The sequence below is a fragment of the Lutibacter holmesii genome, assembly GCF_042679665.1.
Taxonomy (GTDB): domain Bacteria; phylum Bacteroidota; class Bacteroidia; order Flavobacteriales; family Flavobacteriaceae; genus Lutibacter; species Lutibacter holmesii.
The window spans coordinates 33,142-53,829 of record NZ_JBHTMV010000009.1 but is presented as its reverse complement, the minus strand read 5'-3'; the positions used below and the strand labels follow the sequence as shown (position 1 = coordinate 53,829).

At 31.2% G+C, this 20,688-nt stretch carries 11 protein-coding genes and 1 tRNA gene; 11 read left to right on the top strand and 1 reads right to left on the bottom strand.

Annotated features, from left to right (window positions below; translation table 11 throughout):
- The 11 genes from murC to ACFQ5N_RS12670 all read left to right on the top strand — a co-directional run bounded on the left by murC (position 1) and on the right by ACFQ5N_RS12670 (position 19,351).
- A complete protein-coding gene (gene murC, locus ACFQ5N_RS12720; RefSeq protein WP_386810010.1) occupies positions 1-1,347 on the top strand; it encodes a UDP-N-acetylmuramate--L-alanine ligase in 1,347 nt (448 codons plus the stop codon).
- On the top strand, positions 1,337-2,059 hold the full coding sequence (locus ACFQ5N_RS12715) for a cell division protein FtsQ/DivIB (protein WP_386810009.1): 723 nt from the start codon (positions 1,337-1,339) through the stop codon (positions 2,057-2,059). The genes murC and ACFQ5N_RS12715 overlap by 11 nt, the downstream gene beginning before the upstream one ends.
- Positions 2,060-2,062: 3 nt before the next feature.
- Positions 2,063-3,406, top strand: a complete 1,344-nt coding sequence (gene ftsA / locus ACFQ5N_RS12710) for a cell division protein FtsA (RefSeq protein WP_386810008.1) — start codon at positions 2,063-2,065, stop codon at positions 3,404-3,406.
- 43 nt (positions 3,407-3,449) lie between these two features.
- Positions 3,450-5,405 (top strand): cell division protein FtsZ, encoded by a 1,956-nt coding sequence (gene ftsZ, locus ACFQ5N_RS12705; protein ID WP_386810006.1) that lies wholly within the window; start codon positions 3,450-3,452, stop codon positions 5,403-5,405.
- A 124-nt stretch (positions 5,406-5,529) separates the two neighbouring features.
- A complete protein-coding gene (locus ACFQ5N_RS12700; protein WP_386810004.1) occupies positions 5,530-5,979 on the top strand; it encodes a GatB/YqeY domain-containing protein in 450 nt (149 codons plus the stop codon).
- 7 nt (positions 5,980-5,986) lie between these two features.
- Positions 5,987-6,060: transfer RNA gene (locus ACFQ5N_RS12695), tRNA-Arg, on the top strand.
- A 314-nt stretch (positions 6,061-6,374) separates the two neighbouring features.
- Positions 6,375-10,463, top strand: coding sequence for a two-component regulator propeller domain-containing protein (locus ACFQ5N_RS12690; protein ID WP_386810003.1), 4,089 nt, complete (start codon positions 6,375-6,377; stop codon positions 10,461-10,463).
- Positions 10,464-10,801: 338 nt separating this feature from the next.
- Entirely contained in the window at positions 10,802-13,843 is a 3,042-nt protein-coding gene (locus ACFQ5N_RS12685) for a SusC/RagA family TonB-linked outer membrane protein (protein ID WP_386810001.1), read from the top strand.
- A 17-nt stretch (positions 13,844-13,860) separates the two neighbouring features.
- Positions 13,861-15,405 carry a RagB/SusD family nutrient uptake outer membrane protein gene (locus ACFQ5N_RS12680; RefSeq protein ID WP_386809999.1) on the top strand — a complete coding sequence of 515 codons (1,545 nt, stop codon included), beginning with the start codon at positions 13,861-13,863 and terminating at the stop codon, positions 15,403-15,405.
- A 319-nt stretch (positions 15,406-15,724) separates the two neighbouring features.
- A complete protein-coding gene (locus tag ACFQ5N_RS12675) occupies positions 15,725-16,894 on the top strand; it encodes a glycoside hydrolase family 88 protein (RefSeq protein ID WP_386809997.1) in 1,170 nt (389 codons plus the stop codon).
- A 27-nt stretch (positions 16,895-16,921) separates the two neighbouring features.
- Positions 16,922-19,351 (top strand): glycoside hydrolase family 2 protein, encoded by a 2,430-nt coding sequence (locus ACFQ5N_RS12670; RefSeq protein WP_386809996.1) that lies wholly within the window; start codon positions 16,922-16,924, stop codon positions 19,349-19,351.
- Between the two features lie 126 nt (positions 19,352-19,477).
- Here the strand turns inward: ACFQ5N_RS12670 and ACFQ5N_RS12665 are convergent, their stop codons facing one another.
- Positions 19,478-20,566 (bottom strand): substrate-binding domain-containing protein, encoded by a 1,089-nt coding sequence (locus tag ACFQ5N_RS12665; protein WP_386809995.1) that lies wholly within the window; start codon positions 20,564-20,566, stop codon positions 19,478-19,480.
- Between the last annotated feature and the right edge of the window lie 122 nt (positions 20,567-20,688).

Here is a 20,688-nt window from a genome sequence, read left to right as displayed (position 1 = left end):
TTGAATTTAAGTAATATACATAATGTTTATTTTATAGGTATCGGAGGAATCGGTATGAGCGCTATTGCAAGTTATTTTATTAGCAATGGAAAGCAAGTAGCTGGTTATGATAAAGTGCCAACTGACATAACAACATCTCTTGAAAATTTGGGTGTTCAAATTCATTTTGATGATGCTGTAGAGCTAATCAATTCCAATTTTAAAAACAATCAAAATACAATAGTAATTTATACGCCTGCGGTTCCTAAAAATCATGCTGAATTAAATTATTTTTTAGATCATAATTTTAAAGTATTGAAGCGCTCTGAGATTTTAGGTGAAATTACCAAAAATACTATTTGTTTGGCTGTAGCTGGTACACACGGAAAAACTACAACTTCAACAATTTTAGGGCATATTATGAAAGAAGCGCAAACAAATGCAACTTCTTTTTTAGGTGGAATTTCAGAAAATTATAATTCAAATTTAATTTTAGGCGGAAATGAAATTTCAGTAGTTGAAGCTGATGAATTTGACCGTTCATTTTTAAAACTATCTCCAAATATTGCTTGTATCACTTCAATGGATGCTGATCATTTGGATATTTATGGTAATTCAGCAGCGTTAGAGGAGTCGTTTAAAGCATTTGCAAATAAAGTTTCAGACACGTTATTTGTAAGAAAAGGATTGCCAATAAACGGAGTAACTTTTGGAATTGAAGAGCGAGCAGATTATAACGCTTCAAATATTAGAATTCAAGAAGGAACGTACATTTTTGATGTTGCTACACCTTCAGAAATAATAAAAGATATAGAACTTAATTTACCAGGAAAACATAATGTGCTAAATGCAGTGGCAGCTTTAGCAATGGCACATAGTTTTGGAGTTTCCTTAGCTAACATTGCTAAAGCTTTACTTTCTTTTAAAGGAATTAAAAGGCGTTTTTCTTATAAAATTAAGACAGATAATCTGGTGTTAATTGATGATTATGCGCATCATCCAACTGAAATAAATGCGGTAGTTGATTCGGTAAAAGAAATGTACCCATCAAAAAAAGTACTTGGTGTTTTTCAGCCACATTTATTTAGTAGAACAAACGATTTTATTGACGATTTTGCAAAGGCACTTTCAAGGTTTAATGAAGTGATTTTATTGGACATTTATCCGGCAAGAGAATTACCAATTGAAGGGGTAACTTCGGCTTGGTTATTGGGTAAAATTTCCGCCGAAAACAAGCAAATTTCAACCAAAGAAAATTTAGTTGAAAATATTTTGAAATCTAACGCTCAAATTATTGTTATGATTGGGGCAGGAGATATAGGAGAATTAGTGGTAAATGTTAAAAATATTTTGAGCGTTGAAAATTAATTGGAATTTCATAAAAGGCCCTGTTTTACTGGTGTCAGTAGCGTTTTTGGTTGGGTTTTCTCATGTGAAAAACAATGCCAAAACAGTGCGTGAAATTACCATAGAATTTGAAGAAGGAAACAGCCTTTTTATGGATTATGAGATGGTTAATAAATTGTTAATACAAAATGGAAAGACGGTTGTAAATGAGCCCAAAACTGTTATAGATTTACACAAACTAGAGTTGAATGTGCTATCGCACCCCATGGTAGAAAATGCTTCAGTTTTTTTAACGATTGATGGTTCGCTTAAAACAGTAGTAAAACAGCGAACACCTATTGCAAGAGTTATATCAAATTTAGATAGTTATTATATTGACAAACAGGCAAAAAAAATGCCTTTGTCTAAAAATTACTCGGCGAGAGTTATAGTAGTTTCTGGGGATATAAGTGAAGAGGATCATACGCAAATTCATACGTTGATTACAAAAATTTTGAAAGATGAATTTTTGAAAAAACAAATAATTGGAGCGCGTAAATTAGAAAATAATGAGTTTGTTTTAAGTACTCGCATTGGAGATCAAAAAATTGAAATTGGGAAAATTGATGATTTAGATCAAAAATTTAAGAACCTAAATTCATTTTTTAGTAAAACAATGGCAGACCAAACAATAGATAATTATTCGTTAATAAATTTAAAGTACAACAACCAAGTTGTGTGTAGTAAAAGGTAAGGTATGGAACACAATGATATTTCAGTAGGATTGGATATAGGAACAACAAAGATTGTTGCTATGATTGGACGCAGAAATGAATATGGTAAAATAGAAATACTTGGTATTGGAAAAGCCAAAAGTTTAGGTGTACATCGTGGTGTGGTAAATAATATTACACAAACCATTCAGTCTATTCAAATGGCGGTTGATGAAGCTATAGCAGTTTCAGGAATTAAAATTACAGATGCCGTAGTTGGTATTGCTGGGCAACATATTAGAAGTTTACAACACAGTGATTATATTACACGTGCAAATTCTGAACAGGTTATTGATGATGATGATTTAGACATGTTAGAAAAGCAAGTGCATAAATTGGTTATGCTTCCTGGTGAAGAAATAATTCATGTGCTTCCGCAAGAATTTAAAGTTGATGGTCAAGGAGAAATTACTGAGCCTGTTGGAATGTACGGAGGTAGATTAGAAGCTAATTTCCATGTAGTTGTCGGCCAGGTTTCTTCCATAAGAAATATTGGGCGTTGTATTAAAAGTGCTGGGTTAAATTTAGCTGAAATAACATTAGAACCATTAGCATCTGCAGAGGCTGTTTTAAGTGCTGAAGAAAAAGAAGCAGGTGTTGCTTTAATTGATATTGGAGGTGGAACAACAGATTTAGCTATTTTCAAAAATGGAATTATTCGTCACACAGCTGTAATTCCGTTTGGAGGAAATGTAATTACTGAAGATATTAAAGAAGGTTGTTCTATTATTGAAAAGCAAGCCGAATTGTTAAAAACAAGATTTGGATCTGCTTGGCCTGGTGAAAATAAAGACAATGAAATTGTATCAATTCCTGGTTTAAGAGGAAGAGATCCAAAAGAAATTACATTAAAAAATCTTTCAAAAATAATTAATGCACGTGTTGTTGAAATTATTGAGCAAGTATTTTTAGAAATAAAAAATTACGGCTACGAGGAATCAAAGAAAAAATTAATTGCCGGAATTGTGATTACAGGAGGAGGAGCCCAATTAAAACATTTGAAACAATTAGTTGAGTACATCACAGGAATGGATTCAAGAATTGGTTATCCTAATGAAAATTTAGCTGGTGATTCTGATGAGAGTTTATCAAGTCCGCAATACGCAACCGCAGTAGGTTTGTTAATGAACGGTTTAAAACAACTTGATAAGGAAAACGCAAAATTGGCAGAACAACCAAAATTAGAAGAAGAAGTTATTGAGCAGAATGAGCCTGAAATAGAAAAGGTTGAGGAAGAAGAAAAGGAGGAAGAACCAAAACCACCAAAGAAAACCTTATTTGAAAAATGGGGAGAAAAATTCAAAGAATTTTTAGATAACGCAGAGTAATAAAAAGTAAAGAAAAAGAATCAACATACCAAAATACATATTTATGAGCAGTTCAGATTTTAGCAACATTTCATTTGATTTACCAAAAAATCAGTCCAACGTAATAAAAGTCATCGGAGTAGGTGGTGGTGGTAGCAATGCTGTAAACCACATGTACTCACAAGGAATTAACGGAGTAGATTTTGTAATTTGTAATACTGATGCTCAGGCATTACATAATAGTCCTATTCCAACAAAAATTCAGTTAGGTGCTGATTTAACTGAAGGTTTAGGTGCTGGTGCTAATCCTGAAGTTGGTGCACAAGCAGCTGAAGAAAGTATTGAGGAAATTAGAGCTATGTTAGGTACACATTCTAAAATGGTATTTATTAATGTAGGAATGGGTGGAGGAACCGGAACCGGAGCTGCGCCAGTTATTGCAAGAGTAGCAAGAGAATTAGATTTGTTAACTATTGGTATTGTAACAATTCCTTTTACTTTTGAAGGTAAAATGCGTAATGATCAAGCTCAAAAAGGAATTGAGAAGTTACGTGAATATGTAGATTCTTTAGTAGTAATTAATAATAATAAATTAAGAGAAGTTTATGGAAACCTTGGCTTTAAAGCTGGTTTTTCTAAAGCAGATGAAGTGTTGTCAACAGCATCAAGAGGTATTGCTGAAGTTATAACACACCATTATACTCAAAATATAGATTTAAAAGATGCAAAAACAGTATTGTCAAATAGTGGTACAGCTATTATGGGATCTGCAACAGCATCAGGAACTAATAGATCTGAAGAAGCAATTTCAAAAGCGTTAGATTCTCCATTGTTAAATGATAATAAAATAACAGGAGCTAAAAACGTACTATTGTTAATTGTTTCTGGTTCTGAAGAAATAACAATTGACGAAATTGGAGAAATTAATGATTTCATTCAATCAGAAGCCAAGTCAAACGTAAATATAATTATGGGTGTTGGTGAAGATGAAGCATTAGGTGACTCAATCTCAGTAACTGTTGTGGCTACTGGTTTTACTAAAGATCAGCAGTACGAAATTTCAAATACAGACCCTAAAATTGTTAAACATATACTTGGAGAAGAGCAAGAAGCTACTTTTGATTTGACAGATAACAAAGGAGTTGAAGTAACAAGTAAATCGCCAACAAACCCTTTAAAAGAAGAGGCGGTGAAAGATGAAATAATTGTTCATGATTTAGGTGAAGAAGTTGAAGATGATTTCAAAATTATTCCAACAACTGAATTTATAAATAATTTAGATGTTATTTATGAGGAAGTTGCAGTAACATCACCTGAAGATTTTGTAATTACAGATGTTACACCTAAAGTTGAAGAGCCTAAGGTTGAGCCTGAAGAAGAAAATCAAATTTCATTTACATTTGATATGCCACTTTCAAAAGCACCTGAACCAGTTGCAAAAGAAGAAAAGATTGTTGAAAATTTGGAAGTTGAGCCTAGCTTAAAAATTAAAGAAATTGAAGTTGTAGATCATCAGGTAATTGAGCCTGAAGCAGCGCCAATAGAAGAGCCTGTAAAAAAGGTTGAAAAGGATGTGTATTTTAGCTTAGAAGATTATACTGAATTAGAAGATAATTTAGTGAATGCTAAACCAAAACCGGTTGCAAAAGTTGAGGTTGAAGAAGAGCCGTTAGATATGAATATTACACTTCGTTCAACAGAAGAAATTGATATTAATGAACAAGAAGTAGTTGATCATAAAGAAATTTCTCCATTAGATTTAACAATTTCTGAACTTCAAAAAAGAGCTTCAGAAAGAAGAGAGAAAATGAAGAAGTTCAATTATAATTTTAAGAACAATGTGAGTTCTAATATAGAAGAAATTGAAAAAGTTCCGGCCTATAAAAGAATGGGTGTAAACTTAGAAAATAATTCGCATTCATCAGAAACAAAGGCTTCTAGAACTACACTAGAAATTAATGATAATGATGATATTCAGTTTAGATCAAATAATTCATTTTTACACGATAACGTAGATTAAAAAATATTGCCCAAAGACGATTGCCCTTAGACTATTTTTCTAAGTTTAGACTCGAAAATCTTCTCTTGTTATTGAAGATTTTCGAGTTCTTTTTTTTTATATTCGCAGTATAAAATATGACAAGATGAGTTTACAAGCAGAAATAATGGTTAAAATGAAAGAAGCAATGAAATCTAAGGATGCCGTTGCGTTAGAGTCTTTAAGAGCTATAAAAGCTGAAATATTATTAGCTAATACTAAAAATGGAGGGTCAGAAGGTTTAAGTTCTGAAGATGAAATTAAATTACTTCAAAAATTGGTGAAGCAACGTAAAGATAGTGCTACTTTGTATATTGATCAAAATAGAAAAGATTTGGCTGAACCTGAGTTGGCTCAAGTTGAAATTATTGCTCAGTTTTTACCAGAACAAATGAGCGCAGATGAGTTGCAAAAAGTTGTAGCAGCTATTATTTCAACTACCGGAGCTACTTCTATGAAAGATATGGGGAAAGTAATGGGAATGGCTTCAAAACAATTGGCTGGTAAAGCTGATGGTAAGGCAATTTCTGCTGTAGTAAAAGAACTGTTAGGATAACATATTAGGCCTTGTGGCGCAACTGAATAGCGCACTGGATTTCGGCTCCAGCGGTTGCAGGTTTGAATCCTGCCAGGGTCACTAAATAGAACCTTCAACTTTTTAAGTTGGAGGTTTTTTATGTTAAAAGAAAAGTGCATAAAAAGTACTATTAGTTAACTACTTTAGTACTTTTAGTTGTTGTTTAACTTGTATTTTTATAAAATATAAAAGTTGTTTAAGTAGCTATTTTTTAGGGTTCTGTGAAAAGTGAGTTGCAGTTGTTTTTAAATATTATTAACTTCAAATTTATACAATTTAGCTTCTTTTAATAATTATCAGTTCCAAAAAAGGTTGGATAAAAATTAAAAATGTAATACATTAGAAAAATACAAAATCTAGAAAAATACAAATTAATGCGTCGTAGTTTTAACTTATTAATAGTTTTAATAGTTGTTTTTTCAAAAGGATTTTCACAAACCTCCAATTATCGATTTAGAAATTTAACCACTTCCAACGGACTTTCTCAAAGTTCTGTAATAGCCATTCATCAAGATCAACTAGGACAAATGTGGTTTGGAACTAGAGATGGTTTGAATAAATTTGATGGTACAAGTTTTGAAATATTTAGAAACAATCCAACTGATTCACTAACGTTAAGTAATAGTGATATTTTGGCAATTGAAGAAGATGCCTCAGGATTAATTTGGGTTGGTACTTATAACGGATTAAACAGCTACAATCCTGTTGAAAAGACATTCAAAAAATATTTTCACACAAATAATTCTACGTCTTTATGTAATAATACAATTTGGAGTATTAAAGAAATTAAAAATGAAATATGGATTGCTACTTCTAACGGAATTTCAATTTTTAATAAAACAACAGGTGTTTTTCTGAATGTATTTCATATCCCTTCAAACCCAAAAAGTTTACCAAGTAATTTTGTGCTAAAAATTATTGAAGTTGCTAATGGTGATATTTGGATAGCTACTTCTAAAGGTGTTTGTAAATTAGTTGAAAGAGATGGAGCAAATTTTGTTTTTAAAGAATATAAAACCAACTCTGGCGATTTAAATACTGAAATTTTTGTACAAGACATTTTAGAAGACGAAGCTCATAATTTATGGGTGGCTACAAAATCAAAAGGTTTACTAAAATACAATTCAAATACTGATGTTCTTGAGCTTTTTTCAACCAAAGAAAAATTAGATTCAGATGTAAGAACTTTGCATATGGATGTACATCATAATTTATGGATTGGCGGTTATAGCGGTGTTTATGTGTTGAAACAAAAAAACAGCAAGCAACCTAAAGTGGTAGCTATTAAAGATAAAAATATAACAAAAATAAAATCTATTTTTTCTGATGTAAAAGGATCAGTTTGGGTAGGAACCTATTATGGAGGTGTACATTTGTGGGATAAAACAAATGTTAATTTTACAAATTTAAATCAAAATTCTACCAATGCAGCATTGAGTTTTAATGTTGTAAGTGCTATGGTTACAGATGGTGAAAAAAATATTTATTTGGGAACCGAAGGAGGAGGAATTACGGTATTAAATACAAAAGAGAATAGTGCCGCTTACTTAAATATGGATAATGTATATGGTTTGCCTACAAACAGCATTAAATCTTTATTGTTTGATGATAAAGAAAATTTGTGGATTGGAACCATTGGACAAGGTTTGGTTGTTTATAATGTTAAGAAAGAAAAAGTTTTAGATGTTGCTTTAAGTGCAGAATTAAAAAGATTGTTAAAAGGTGTTGGTGTTTATGTAATTAAAAAAGATGGAAATACTATTTGGCTTGGTACTTTTGGAAATGGTTTAATAAAATATAATAGTAAATATAAATCTTTAGAGGTTTTTAAAAGTGATAAAGAGCATAAAATGTCGCTTACAAATAATAGAATTAGATCACTTTTAATTGATTCAAAAAAGCAAATATGGGTTGGTACTCAAAGTGGTTTAAATTTAATTTCTTCAAATAATGATACAATAAAACATTACTTTTTTAATTCTGAAGCATTTTCTGGAGATGATATTTTAACGCTCTTTGAAGATAGTAAAGGCGCAATTTGGTTAGGTGTTAAGGCAAAAGGCTTTTATAAGTTTAATGGTGTAAATTTTGAGCGAATTAGTATTGATAATGGCGAATTTGAGATAACTTCAATACATGCTATTGTTGAAGATGATTATGGCAGTTTGTGGTTAAGTTCAAATAATGGAATTGTTAAGTACAATACATTAACTTTTGAATCTACTATTTATAATGAAACAGATGGTTTAATAAGTAATGAGTTCAATAACAATGCGAGCTTAAAATTAAATGAGAATAATTTCTATTTTGGTGGGCCTGCTGGTGTTTCTTATTTTAACCCTAAAAATATTGTAGTTAACAAATACGCACCACAAGTAGTACTCACTAATTTTAAAATTCAAAATAAAATTGTTGAAGTGAGTCATGATAACAATGCTATTTTAACAAAAAACATTTCGTTTACAAAAAATGTTACTCTGGATTATAATATGGCTAATTTCAGCATTTCTTTTGCAATACCTAATTATGTAAATTCAGCAAATAACCAATACGCATATAGATTAGTAGGACTAGAGGATGAATGGATCTCAACAACAAATACCGAAGCAAATTATACAATTCAAACTCCCGGAACTTATACTTTTGAAGTAAAAGGCGCTAATAATAATGGTGTTTGGAATCAAACGCCAACAAAATTAAAAATAGTTGTGTTGCCAGCGCCTTGGAAAAGTTGGTGGGCATTTATGTTATATGCCATTTTATTAGCTTCTGTATTGTTTGGACTCTATTTATTTTTAAAGTCAAAACAAAAATTACAACATCAGTTAGAAATTGAACATCTCGAAAACGAACGTATTGAAAAGATCAATCAAGCTAAGCTGCAGTTTTTTACAAATATTTCACACGAATTTAGAACACCACTAACCTTAATTTTAGGTCCTTTACAACAATTATTGTTAAACTATAAAGGTTCCAATAAAATGCATAAAAAGTTGTTGGTAATTGAAAGTAGCGCTAATCATTTACTGCAACTTATTAATAGGTTAATGGATTTTAGAAAGCTTGAAAACAATCAATTTAAGCTATATTCAGCTCAAGGAAATATTGTGAAATTTTTAAAAGAAATATATTTTTCATTTAGTGAATATGCTAAAGATAGAGACTATACCTATACCTTTGAATGTTCTAATGAAACTATTTTAGTGTATTATGATAGAGCAAAATTAGAACGTGTATTTTACAATTTAATATCAAACGCATTTAGGTTTACGCCAAAAGGAGGCGAAATTAAATTAAAAGTCACCAATAATAATGAGCATATTTTTATTGCTGTAGAAGATAGTGGAGTTGGTATTGCAGAAGAATATAGAGATAAAATATTTGATCGTTTTTTTGAAATTGAAATTCATAACAATTTAAAAGAAGATTATAATAAAGGTACAGGAATTGGACTTTCAATTGCTAAAAACATTGTGTCATTGCACAAAGGCGCTATTAATGTAACAACTAATAACCCAAAAGGAACCATATTTGAAGTTGCTATTCCTTTAGGAAGAGCACATTTATTAGATGAAGAAATTTTAAATGATTTTAAAACAAGTGATGATTTAAGTCAATATATAACGCAATTAGAAACTTCTAAGGTTGAATTTGAAGATGATATTGATGATTTAGTAGTTGATGATAGCAAGCCTGTAGTATTAATTGTTGAAGATAATAAACCATTACGCTCATTTATTAAAAACTTACTAAAGCCAACATACAACACCCTGGAGGCTGAAAATGGAAAGGTAGGTTTAGAAAAAGCAATACAACATGTTCCTGATCTTATAATTAGTGATGTAATAATGCCTAAAATGGTTGGAACCGAAATGTGTTCAAAAATTAAAGAGAATTTAAAAACAAGTCACATTCCAATAATGCTATTAACGGCACGTTCTTCTTTAATTTATAAATTTGAAGGTTTAGAAAGCGGAGCAGATGCATATATTAGTAAACCTTTTAATGTAAAAGAGTTTAAATTAAAGGTAAAAAACATGCTTGAGGCTGTGCATCGTTTAAAAAGTAAGTTCTCTCAAGACACTAATTTATCTCCAAGTGAAATTACAGTTTCTTCTGTTGATGAAGAATTGTTAAAAAAAGCATTTAAAATTGTAGAAAACAATATTTCTAATGAACATTTTGATATTCCATTTTTTTGTGAAGAATTGGGAGTGAGCAGAACCATGTTGTTTACCAAAATAAAAGCTTGGACAAATTTTACACCAAATGACTTTATTCAAGAGATTAGAATGAAGAGAGCAGTGCAATTATTAGAACAAAATAAAATTAATATTTCTCAAATTAGTTATAAAGTTGGGTTTAAAAATCCGAAATACTTTAGTAAATGCTTTCAAAAAAAATATGGAGAAACACCTTCACAGTATCAACGCAAGTTTTCCAGTCAATTTTTAGATGAATAATAGCATTTTTATGCAATTTGAATTGAACATGCTTTTTTGGGATGTTTAGCTACCTTTTTTTGAACTTTTCCACACTAGAATTCCCTTACATTTGTTGACAAATTTGGTGTAAATCAAAAAAAATATAATTCAAGTAATTTGGGTGTCAAAAGTGATAAATAGGGTGATTTTGTTGGTCAATTAACAGATTTATATTGTATAATATCATTTTTCTGTCAAAATTCGCTAAAATTATTTCGTGTTAAGAAATAATTAACATACATTTGGCTCTATAAAATTGGATTACCAAATTGGTTTACCAAATATTTAAACTTAAATTAACTTAAATTGAATAACAAATGAAATTAAAAACCAGACTAAGTTTAATTGTGATATTGCTTGTCAGTATCTCATTATTCTCACAAGAAAAACATGAAATATCAGGGACCGTGTCTGATATCGCAAACAACCCTTTGCCGGGGGTAAATGTTATTGTAGCGAATACGTCAAGGGGAACAACCACCGACTTTGATGGAAATTTTCAACTGGAGGTTAGTACAGGTGAAGTTGTAGAATTTTCATCTTTAGGATATGTTGCTAAATCTATTACCGTTACAGATGCAACAACATTAACTATTGTATTAGAAGAAGATTCTGCACAATTAGACGAAGTTGTTGTAGTTGGATACGGAACTGTTAAGAAAAGTGATGTAACAGGATCTGTTTCTTCAATTAAAGCAGATGAATTAACAGCTTACCCAGTTCAAAATGCTGAACAAGCATTACAAGGACGTGCAGCCGGTGTTGTTGTTCAGTCTAACAATGGTGGTGAGCCAGGAGCTCCTATTAGTATTAAAATTAGAGGTAACACTTCTATTGGTGCAAGTAGTTCTCCTCTTATTGTTGTTGATGGTTTCGTAGGTGCTCAAATGCCTCAAGCTAATGACATTGCTTCTATGGAAGTTTTAAAAGATGCATCTGCAACAGCTATTTATGGTTCTAGAGGATCTAATGGTGTTGTAATGGTAACAACTAAAAAAGGTAAAAAAGGTAGAATCTCTGTAGAACTTAATACAACTTACGCTGTTCAAAATACTTCAAACAGCTTAGATTTATTAAGTGCTAGTGATTTTGTTGACTATCAAAATGAGATTAGATCTAATCAAGGAAATACAACTCCTTTCCCAGATGCTGGTTATGATACAGATTGGCAAGATTTAATTTACCAATCAGGTAGTACTCAACAACATCAAGTTTCTGTGTCAGGTGGTTCTGATAACATTAACTTCTATGCTTCAGGTACTTACTTTAAACAAGATGGTGTTATTGTAAACTCAGGTTTTGAAAAAGCAACATTCTTATCTAATATTGATACTCAGATTACTGATAAATTAAAATTCGGTATGAACCTTACAGGAAGTAGAGAAACTAAAGAAGGAGTAGCAACACAATCTACAGGTTCCAATGGAATTGGTGGTGGTGGAGATGATGTTATTTCTTTAGCAATGAGATTTGCTCCAGACCTTCCAGTTCAAAATGCTGACGGTAGCTATACTACACAAACAGCTGTTGGTGATCCAATTGATAACCCATACGCAGTAGCAACTTTAAGAACTGATGAAACAAAAACTGATGACTTTAGAGTAAATACTTATTTAAGTTATGATATTTTAGAAAACCTTACTTTTAAAACAACGTTTGGTTACAGTACAAGAAATAGAACTCAAGGACTTTATGTTCCTTCAACTTTAGTTGTTTCTGCAAGTGCAGTAGGAGGTAGAGCTAGTATCCAAAATTGGAAAAATACTACAGTGTTAAGTGAGAACTATTTAACATATACAAAAGAATTAGGAAATGGTAATTTAACTGTATTAGGAGGATACTCTTACCAAAAAGATGTGAATGAAATGTCATATGTTGCTGGTACTGGTTTAATCTCTGATAGCTTTATCTACTATGGTTTAGGAAGTTCAACAGGATTTTTACAACCAGATTCATCAATTACTACTAGAGAAGTTCAATCTGTATTTGGTAGAGTTAATTATGATTGGGCAGATAAATATTTAATTACAGCTACAGTAAGACGTGATGGTGCATCTAACTTTGCTGAAAATGAAAAATATGCAACTTTCCCTTCAGCTGCTTTAGGTTGGAAAGTTTCTAATGAAGATTTCTTAAAAGATAGTGAAACAATTAGCAACTTAAAATTAAGAGCTAGTTATGGTGTTACTGGTAACCCATCTATTGCTTCTTACCAATCTTTAGCTAGATTCGAAAGTCTTTATGCTTCTAGCAACGGTGAAACTGTATTAGCTGTTACACCTGACCAACCTGCTAACCCAGATTTAAAATGGGAATCTTCTTACCAAGCAAACTTTGGTGTAGATTTAGGATTATTTGATAGTGCAATTAGAGTTTCTTTAGACTATTATAACATTGATACAAAAGATTTAATTTTAGGAAACAACGGTACTCCTGAGTACTTTGGATTCTTAAATGATGAAATTTTAACAAACTTAGGTGAAATTAACAACTCAGGTTTTGAGGTAACTATTAACACAAGAAATATTTCAACTGATGATTTTTCTTGGACAACAAACTTCAATATTTCTAGAAATAAAAATGAAGTTGTTAGCTTAGTAAATGATAAAGATTTATTTTTCGATGGTACTCCAAGTTACTTTAGTTTAGATGACAGTACTATTTTAAGAGTAGGTGAAGAAATTGGTTTATTCTGGGGTTATGACTATGCAGGTGTATACCAAGGTGGAACTGCTCCTGATGGAACAGCAACTTTACCTGATGCTGTAGCTGGTGACCCATTATTTTACGATGTAGATGAAAGTGGTGATATTACTGAATCTGATAAAACTATCATTGGTAATCCAAATCCAGATTTCAACTGGGGTCTTAATAATGACTTTAGATACAAAAATTTTGATTTAAATATTTTCTTCCAAGGTTCATCAGGTGGTGAAATCTTCAATATGACAAACGTTCAGTTAGCAAACGGAGATTCAAATACTACTTATGACTATTATAACAATGCTTGGAGAGCTGGAAACACTGATACTGATGTTCCTCGTGTTGGAAATAACAGTTTTAGAGAAATTTCTTCTCGTTTTGTTGAAGACGGAAGTTATGTAAGATTAAAAAATATTGCTTTAGGATATAACTTACCTGGAGAAATTACTGAAAAATTAAAAATGCAAAATATTAGATTCTCTGTAAGTGCTCAAAACCTTCTTACAATTACTGATTATTCTGGTTTAGATCCTGAGGTTAATTATGAAGGAACTAGTCCTGATAGTAATATTTCAAGTAACACTCTTAGTGGTTACGATTTCGGAAATTATCCAACTGTAAAATCAGTAAACTTTAGTCTAAATATCAAATTTTAAAAAAAAAATAATAAAACATGAAAACATATAAATATATATTCTTATTGATAGGATTATCAATAATGGGATGTTCTGATTTGGTAGAAGAGCCGATTGGTGTATTATCGCCTGATGGATTCTTTCAGACCACAAATGATATTCAAACTGCCGTTGAAGGGGCTAAAACACACGCCATCAACGAGAAGTTTTGGGGTAGAAAATTATCTATTGCTTTGATGTTACGTTCAGATATGGTAAACCTACAATCTGATCAAACAAGAAGGGTAGAACATGATCAATTAACTACGTTAACTGATAATGGAATGATTAGTGAGTTTTGGTTAAAAACGTATCAAGGTATTGCAGCTGCAAACCTTGCTATTGAAGGAGCTGAGCAAGTAAATGTTGATGATGATATTAAAAACCCAGTAGTTGCGCAAGCATATTTTATTAGAGCGTTTTATTATTTTCATTTAGTAAGACAGTTTGGAGCAGTTCCTTATCTTGATGCTTCTGTAACAGATGCTGAGGCTTCTAGTTCTATTAGCAGAACTCCTGCTGATGAAGTATATGCTAACATTATTTCAGATTTAGAATTTGCTAAAACTTGGTTACCAAATACACAAGTATCTGCGGGTATACCTTCTAAAGCAGCAGCTAGTTCATACTTAGCATTGGTTTATTTAACAATGGCTGGTACAGATGATCAAGCAATGTTCCAAAAAGCTTATGATGAAGCTGTTGAGGTAATTAATACTTCAGCTTACGGATTAGATTTAGATGATAACTTCCAAAACTTATTCAACGCTACTGAGATTGACAATTCTCCTGAACCAATTTTCGCATTAGATTATAACAATGTTGAAGCATCAAACAATGCTTATGATCAAATCGCACCAATGACTGGTATTAGAGGTGATGATAGAAATGAAGGTGGTGGATGGTCTGTAGCTGTGCCTACAGAAGCAGTATACGCATCATTTGATCAAGATGATTATAGAACTCACGTAAGTTTTGAAGAAGAAGCTAATATTGGTGGTGTTTTTGTAACTTACGAAAACTTTACAATTAGTGGTCACCAACACGCAAGAAACACTCCTTACATTGCAAAATACACACGTTACCCAGGAGAATTTGCTCGTGGTAGTGCAAGAGCAACAAGTCATAATTACTCAATGATTCGTTTTGCTGAAGTATTATTAATTGCTGCTGAGGCTGGTGTTGAAATTGGTCAAACAGGTCCTGCTTTAATGTACTTAAATAGAGTTAGAGAGCGTGCTAGACTAGGTGGAGATTACAAAACTGGTGCTGATGTGCCTATGACATTTGCTCCAAGTGCTGTTCCAGCGGATCTTACTTCAATTACTGTTGAAGATGTATTAGAAGAGCGTAGAGTTGAATTAGCTTTCGAATGCAAAAGATGGTATGACATTGCAAGAAGAAGAATGGGGAACGAAGTATTTGGTGCTTCTGGATACGAAGGTCTTAAATCGAACTTTGATGAAAATGATTATTTAATGCCATTACCTGGTGATGAGTTAGAGAGAAATCCAAACTTACAACCAAACAATCCTGGTTACTAAATAAATGTTATATAGATATTAAATTAAATATCTAAAAATTATGAATTGGGTTTACAACTTTTTAAAAGTTGTAAACCCAATTTTTTTTTGCAATAATTTCATTTTGGAATGTATATGTAAACCAATAGCGTTTTATATATCCCATGAATTTATAGTTGTTTTTAGTAGTAATAATAAGGGTTTGTATTTTTGTATACCCTTTTTTGTATTTATAATTTTAATTTTCAATTTACTTTTGAACTATTAAAAGCAGTGTAAAAATATTTTTATAAAACACATATTTGAACATTGTAAATACATCATTTTTAAGTATTAATTTATGCATTCAAAACATTATTTTAAGGTATTTATTTTAGTTGTTGGACTTCTTGTTTCTTGTAATACCAAAGAGCAAAAAAAATCAAATCAATCAATAAAATTAGAACATAGGTATGAGAAGCTATTAAGTTATAAGGTAGACTCTTTAAGTTTTCCTAGAAGTATGTCTTTAAATCCTGAAAATGTTCATAAGGTGCCTTCTAAAGATTGGACAAGTGGATTTTTTCCGGGTAGTTTATGGCAAATTTATAAATTAACAGGAGATGAAAGATATAAAGAACGAGCTGCTGCTTGGACAGCTTTAGTAGAAAATCAAAAATACAATGATAAAACGCATGATATGGGTTTTAAAGTGTACTGTAGTTTTGGTGAAGGATTAAAAGTTGAAGATAACCAATTCTATAAAGATGTTATTGTTGAAAGTGCCAAAACCTTATGTACTCGATTTAATTCAAATGTTGGTTCAATTCGTTCTTGGGATTTTAATAGCGATATTTGGGAGTTTCCTGTTATTGTTGACAATATGTTGAACTTAGAGTTGTTGTTTGAAGCTACAAAAATTTCTGGTGATAGTACCTTTCATAAAATTGCTGAAACACATGCAAATACCACACTTAAAAATCATTTTAGAGCAGATAACAGCATTTATCACGTGGTAGTTTATGATACTATTTCTGGTGCTCCAAAAATGAAAGTTACACACCAAGGATTTAATGATGAATCTACTTGGGCACGTGGCCAAGGTTGGGGAATTTACGGGTATACAATGGCATATCGATACACTAAAAATCCTGCTTTTCTAAAGCAAGCTGAGGCAACTGCAAAATTTTATATGGAACATGAAAATTTACCTGAAGATGGGATACCATATTGGGATTTTAACGATCCTGCGATTCCAAATGCTCCTAGAGATGCATCAGCTGCAGCAGTTGTAACATCTGCTTTATATGAGTTGTATGGTTTTACGCAAAATAAGGTGTATTTATATTTTGCTAATAAAGTGCTAAACAATTTAAACTCTTCTAAATACCTGTTAGATGATACGGTAAACGGACCATTTATTTTAAATCATAGTACTGGGAATTGGCCAAAAAATGATGAAATAGATGAGCCAATTTCATATGCCGATTATTATTTTTTAGAAGCTCTATTAAGAAAAAAAGCACTTTAAATTATCATTGATCCTAAAATTATAGATATGAAATTTTCAACATCTAATTACTTTTATAAACTTGGTAAGTTATGTATCCTATTCCTTACAATTACTTTAAGTTCTTGCTCAAAAGAAACTGCCGAGCGAAGTAAAACAAATATTAACCAGAATTGGACCTATTTAGAAAACGATTCAGAAGAAATACCAAATACACAAACCAATGCTTGGCAAAGTATTAATTTACCACATTCATGGAATAGTACTGATGTAACAGACTTAGATCCGGGTTACCGAAGAAATGCAAGTTGGTACGCAAAATCTTTAGCTATTGATGAAGTTATTCCAAATCAACTTTACTTTTTGTATTTTGAAGGAGCCAATATTAACTCTAAAGTATACGTAAACGGTGAATTGGCAGGTAGCCATATTGGTGGTTATATTGGTTTTGAAATAGATATTACTAAATTTATTCAAACAGGATTTAATGAAATTTTAGTTCGTGTTGATAATGCATATGATCCAGAGGTAATTCCTTCCCCAAAAAGTGATTTCTTTATTTTTGGAGGAATAACAAGAGATGTTTTTTTAGTTACAAAACCAAAAACACATATTGAAAATATTCAAATTACCACACCAACTGTGTCAAATGAGCAAGCTTCCTTAAGTATTGTATCCACAGTAAAAAATATTGAAAATACAGCCAATTTATCTTTAAAAGCAAACTTGTTAAGTCCAAATGGAGACCAAGTTGCTACGCAGAGTGTTCCTGTTTCAGGAGCAATAACTACTATTTTATTTGAAGAAATTGTAAATCCTGAATTATGGGATACCACAAACCCAAACTTATATACTGTTCATGTGTATTTAGTTGAAAATAATACTGTAACAGATAAAGTTGAAGATAAAATTGGTTTTCGTTGGTTTGAATTTGTAAAAAATGGCCCTTTTTATTTAAACGGAAAGCGATTATTGTTGCGAGGTACACATAGACACGAGGAGCACGCAGGTGTTGGAGCCGCAATGAGCAATGAACAACATCGTGCGGATATGGAGCTAATTAAAGAAATGGGGACTAATTTTGTTCGTTTAGCACATTATCCTCAAGATCCAGAAGTGTATAAAGCTTGTGACGAGTTAGGAATATTGGTATGGGATGAGTTGCCTTGGTGCCGCGGAGGTATAGGAAATGAAACTTGGAAAACCAATACTAAAAATATGTTAGGTGAAATAATAACTCAAAATTACAATCACCCAAGTATTATTATTTGGTCTTTAGGGAATGAAATTTATTGGTTGCCAGATTTTGAAGGAGGCGATGATACTGCAAAAATAAATACTTTTTTAACAGAGTTAAATGAGCTTTCGCACCAATTAGATCCAACACGTAAAACGGCAATTAGAAAATATTATGAAGGTTCACATATTGTTGATGTTTTTTCTCCTTCAATTTGGTCTGGTTGGTATTCAGGAAGTTATAAGAGTTACCAAAAAGCAATTGATTTATACAAAAAAGAATACAATCATTTTTTACATGCAGAATACGGTGGTTCTAGTCACGTTGGGCGTCATTCAGAAAATCCTATCACTGGTGAAGGTTTAATTAAAGCCGAAGGTTGGGAAGAAGCTATAGTACAAACAAAAGTGGCTAACATTGCACAAATAGGAGATTGGAGCGAAAATTATATTGTTGATTTATTTGATTGGCATTTAAGAATTTCAGAAACTGACCCTACTTTTATTGGAAATATTCAATGGGCGTTTAAAGATTTTGGAACACCTTTACGTCCAGAAAATGACATTCCTTATATGAACCAAAAAGGATTGGTAGACCGTAATGGAAATCCGAAAGATGCTTTTTACGTATTTAAAAGTTACTGGAGTAATGTGCCGTTTACATACATAGAGTCACATACTTGGACAGAACGTCAAGGACCAAAAAACAAGGCAAGAAAAATAAGTGTGTATAGTAACTGTGATAAAGTTGCTTTTTATCACAATGATCAACTTTTAGGTGAAAAAGAACGCGATATTACTAAGTTTCCTGCATCTGGTTTAACTTGGAATGTGAATTTTACTGAAGGTGAAAATAAGTTGGTTGCTGTTGGTTTGCCTAATGAAGAAACTAAAGTTTCAGATACATTGCATGTAAATTACCGTTTTCAAAAAAATGGAACTGCTAAAGGCCTAAACCTATCATATGCTAAATTAGAAAATGGAAATTATTTGGTTACAGCAACTGCTGTAGATAATGAAGGTTTACGCTGTTTAGATTATGAAGAACGTGTGTATTTTCAATGTTTATCTGGTGGAAAAACAATGAAAAGTCAAGGAACTCCAACAGGATCAGAATCTATAAAAATGTCAAATGGAAAGGCGAGTATTGAAGTAGTTCCAAGTAATGCACAACAAATAGAAGTAATGGTTTTAAATCAAAGTTTTAAAGGAACCTATGTAACTATTAAAAATGACTTATAAATAATTGAATTAGATTGTTAAATGTGTTTTGATTTTAGAAGGGAGTTCGTTTTGTAAAAAATGGCTTCCTTCTTTAAGTTTAAAATCAACATTTAAATAATAAATACTGATTTTTGCAAACAACATTTAAAGCGAATTATATTTTTTTGAATCAATATAATGCCATTTCTCTTGTTGGCTAAACTCTAAATTTTCTTTAGTAATTATTTCAAGTGGAGAATAAACTTTTTGTTGAGGAATTTTGTTTTGAATTAAGTAATCCGTCAGTATTTTAACTGATTTTAAGCCTTGATTGAATGATTTTTGAGAAATTAAAAATGTAATCTTATCATTTTTTAAAAACGTAACATTTTGTTGTGTGGTGTCAAAACCAATCAAACTTAATTCTTTTAATTTTTCTGAATCTATACAACTTGAAATTGTTGAGATTCTACTCGATGGAACCAAAACTCCTGATATATTTTTATGAGTTTCAAACACTTGTTTTAGTTGCTGTTTTACTTGCTCTAAATTATTTAAATCTTCAAAATTTAATGAAACAGATTCAAAAGGAATATTATTCTTGTTAAAATAAGAATAAAACCCTTGTACTCTTCCTTCTATAACATTGTTATTGTGTAGTTTAGATTCAATATCAGTGATTAAATATGTTGCTTTTTTTTCAGTGCATAAATGCATTAATTTCCCTGATAAATAACCTCCTTTATAAGAATCTTGACCAATAAAAGAAAGGTTGTTAAATCCTTGCATTTCAATATTTAAGAAAATATAAGGAATCTTTTTTTTATCTAATTCGGCAACCATTATTTTAGTTTCATTTAAAAATAATGGTGTAAGTATTACAGCTTCAGGATTGCTATCAATTAATTTTTGAAAACTTTCTAAATAAGATACTTTGTTTAACTGATTAAAAGTGAATTTTTTTACTTCAACACCAAAACTAATAACTTCTTCAGCGCCTTTTGAAATTCCTAATGAAGGTGATTCCCAAAATAAATTATCTACATCAAAATCAGGAATTAAAACAGAGATGTTGTACTTTTTTTTCATTGCCAATGATCGGGCAATATTGTTAATTTTAAAGTTTTCAGCTGTTAAAATTTTTTGAACTTTTTCTCTCGTTTTCTTTGAAACACCTTCTCTATTATGAATAACTCTATCAACTGTCCCAACTGAAACATTCGCAATCTCCGCAATTTCTTTAATTGTTATCATAATTTTCTTAAAATCAAGGCAAATATTAAAAATTTATATGAATTAAAAAGAGAATTTATAAAATAATTTCAAAAAATGTGTGCGCACACAAAAAATATTTATTAGATTTGTGTGCGCACACG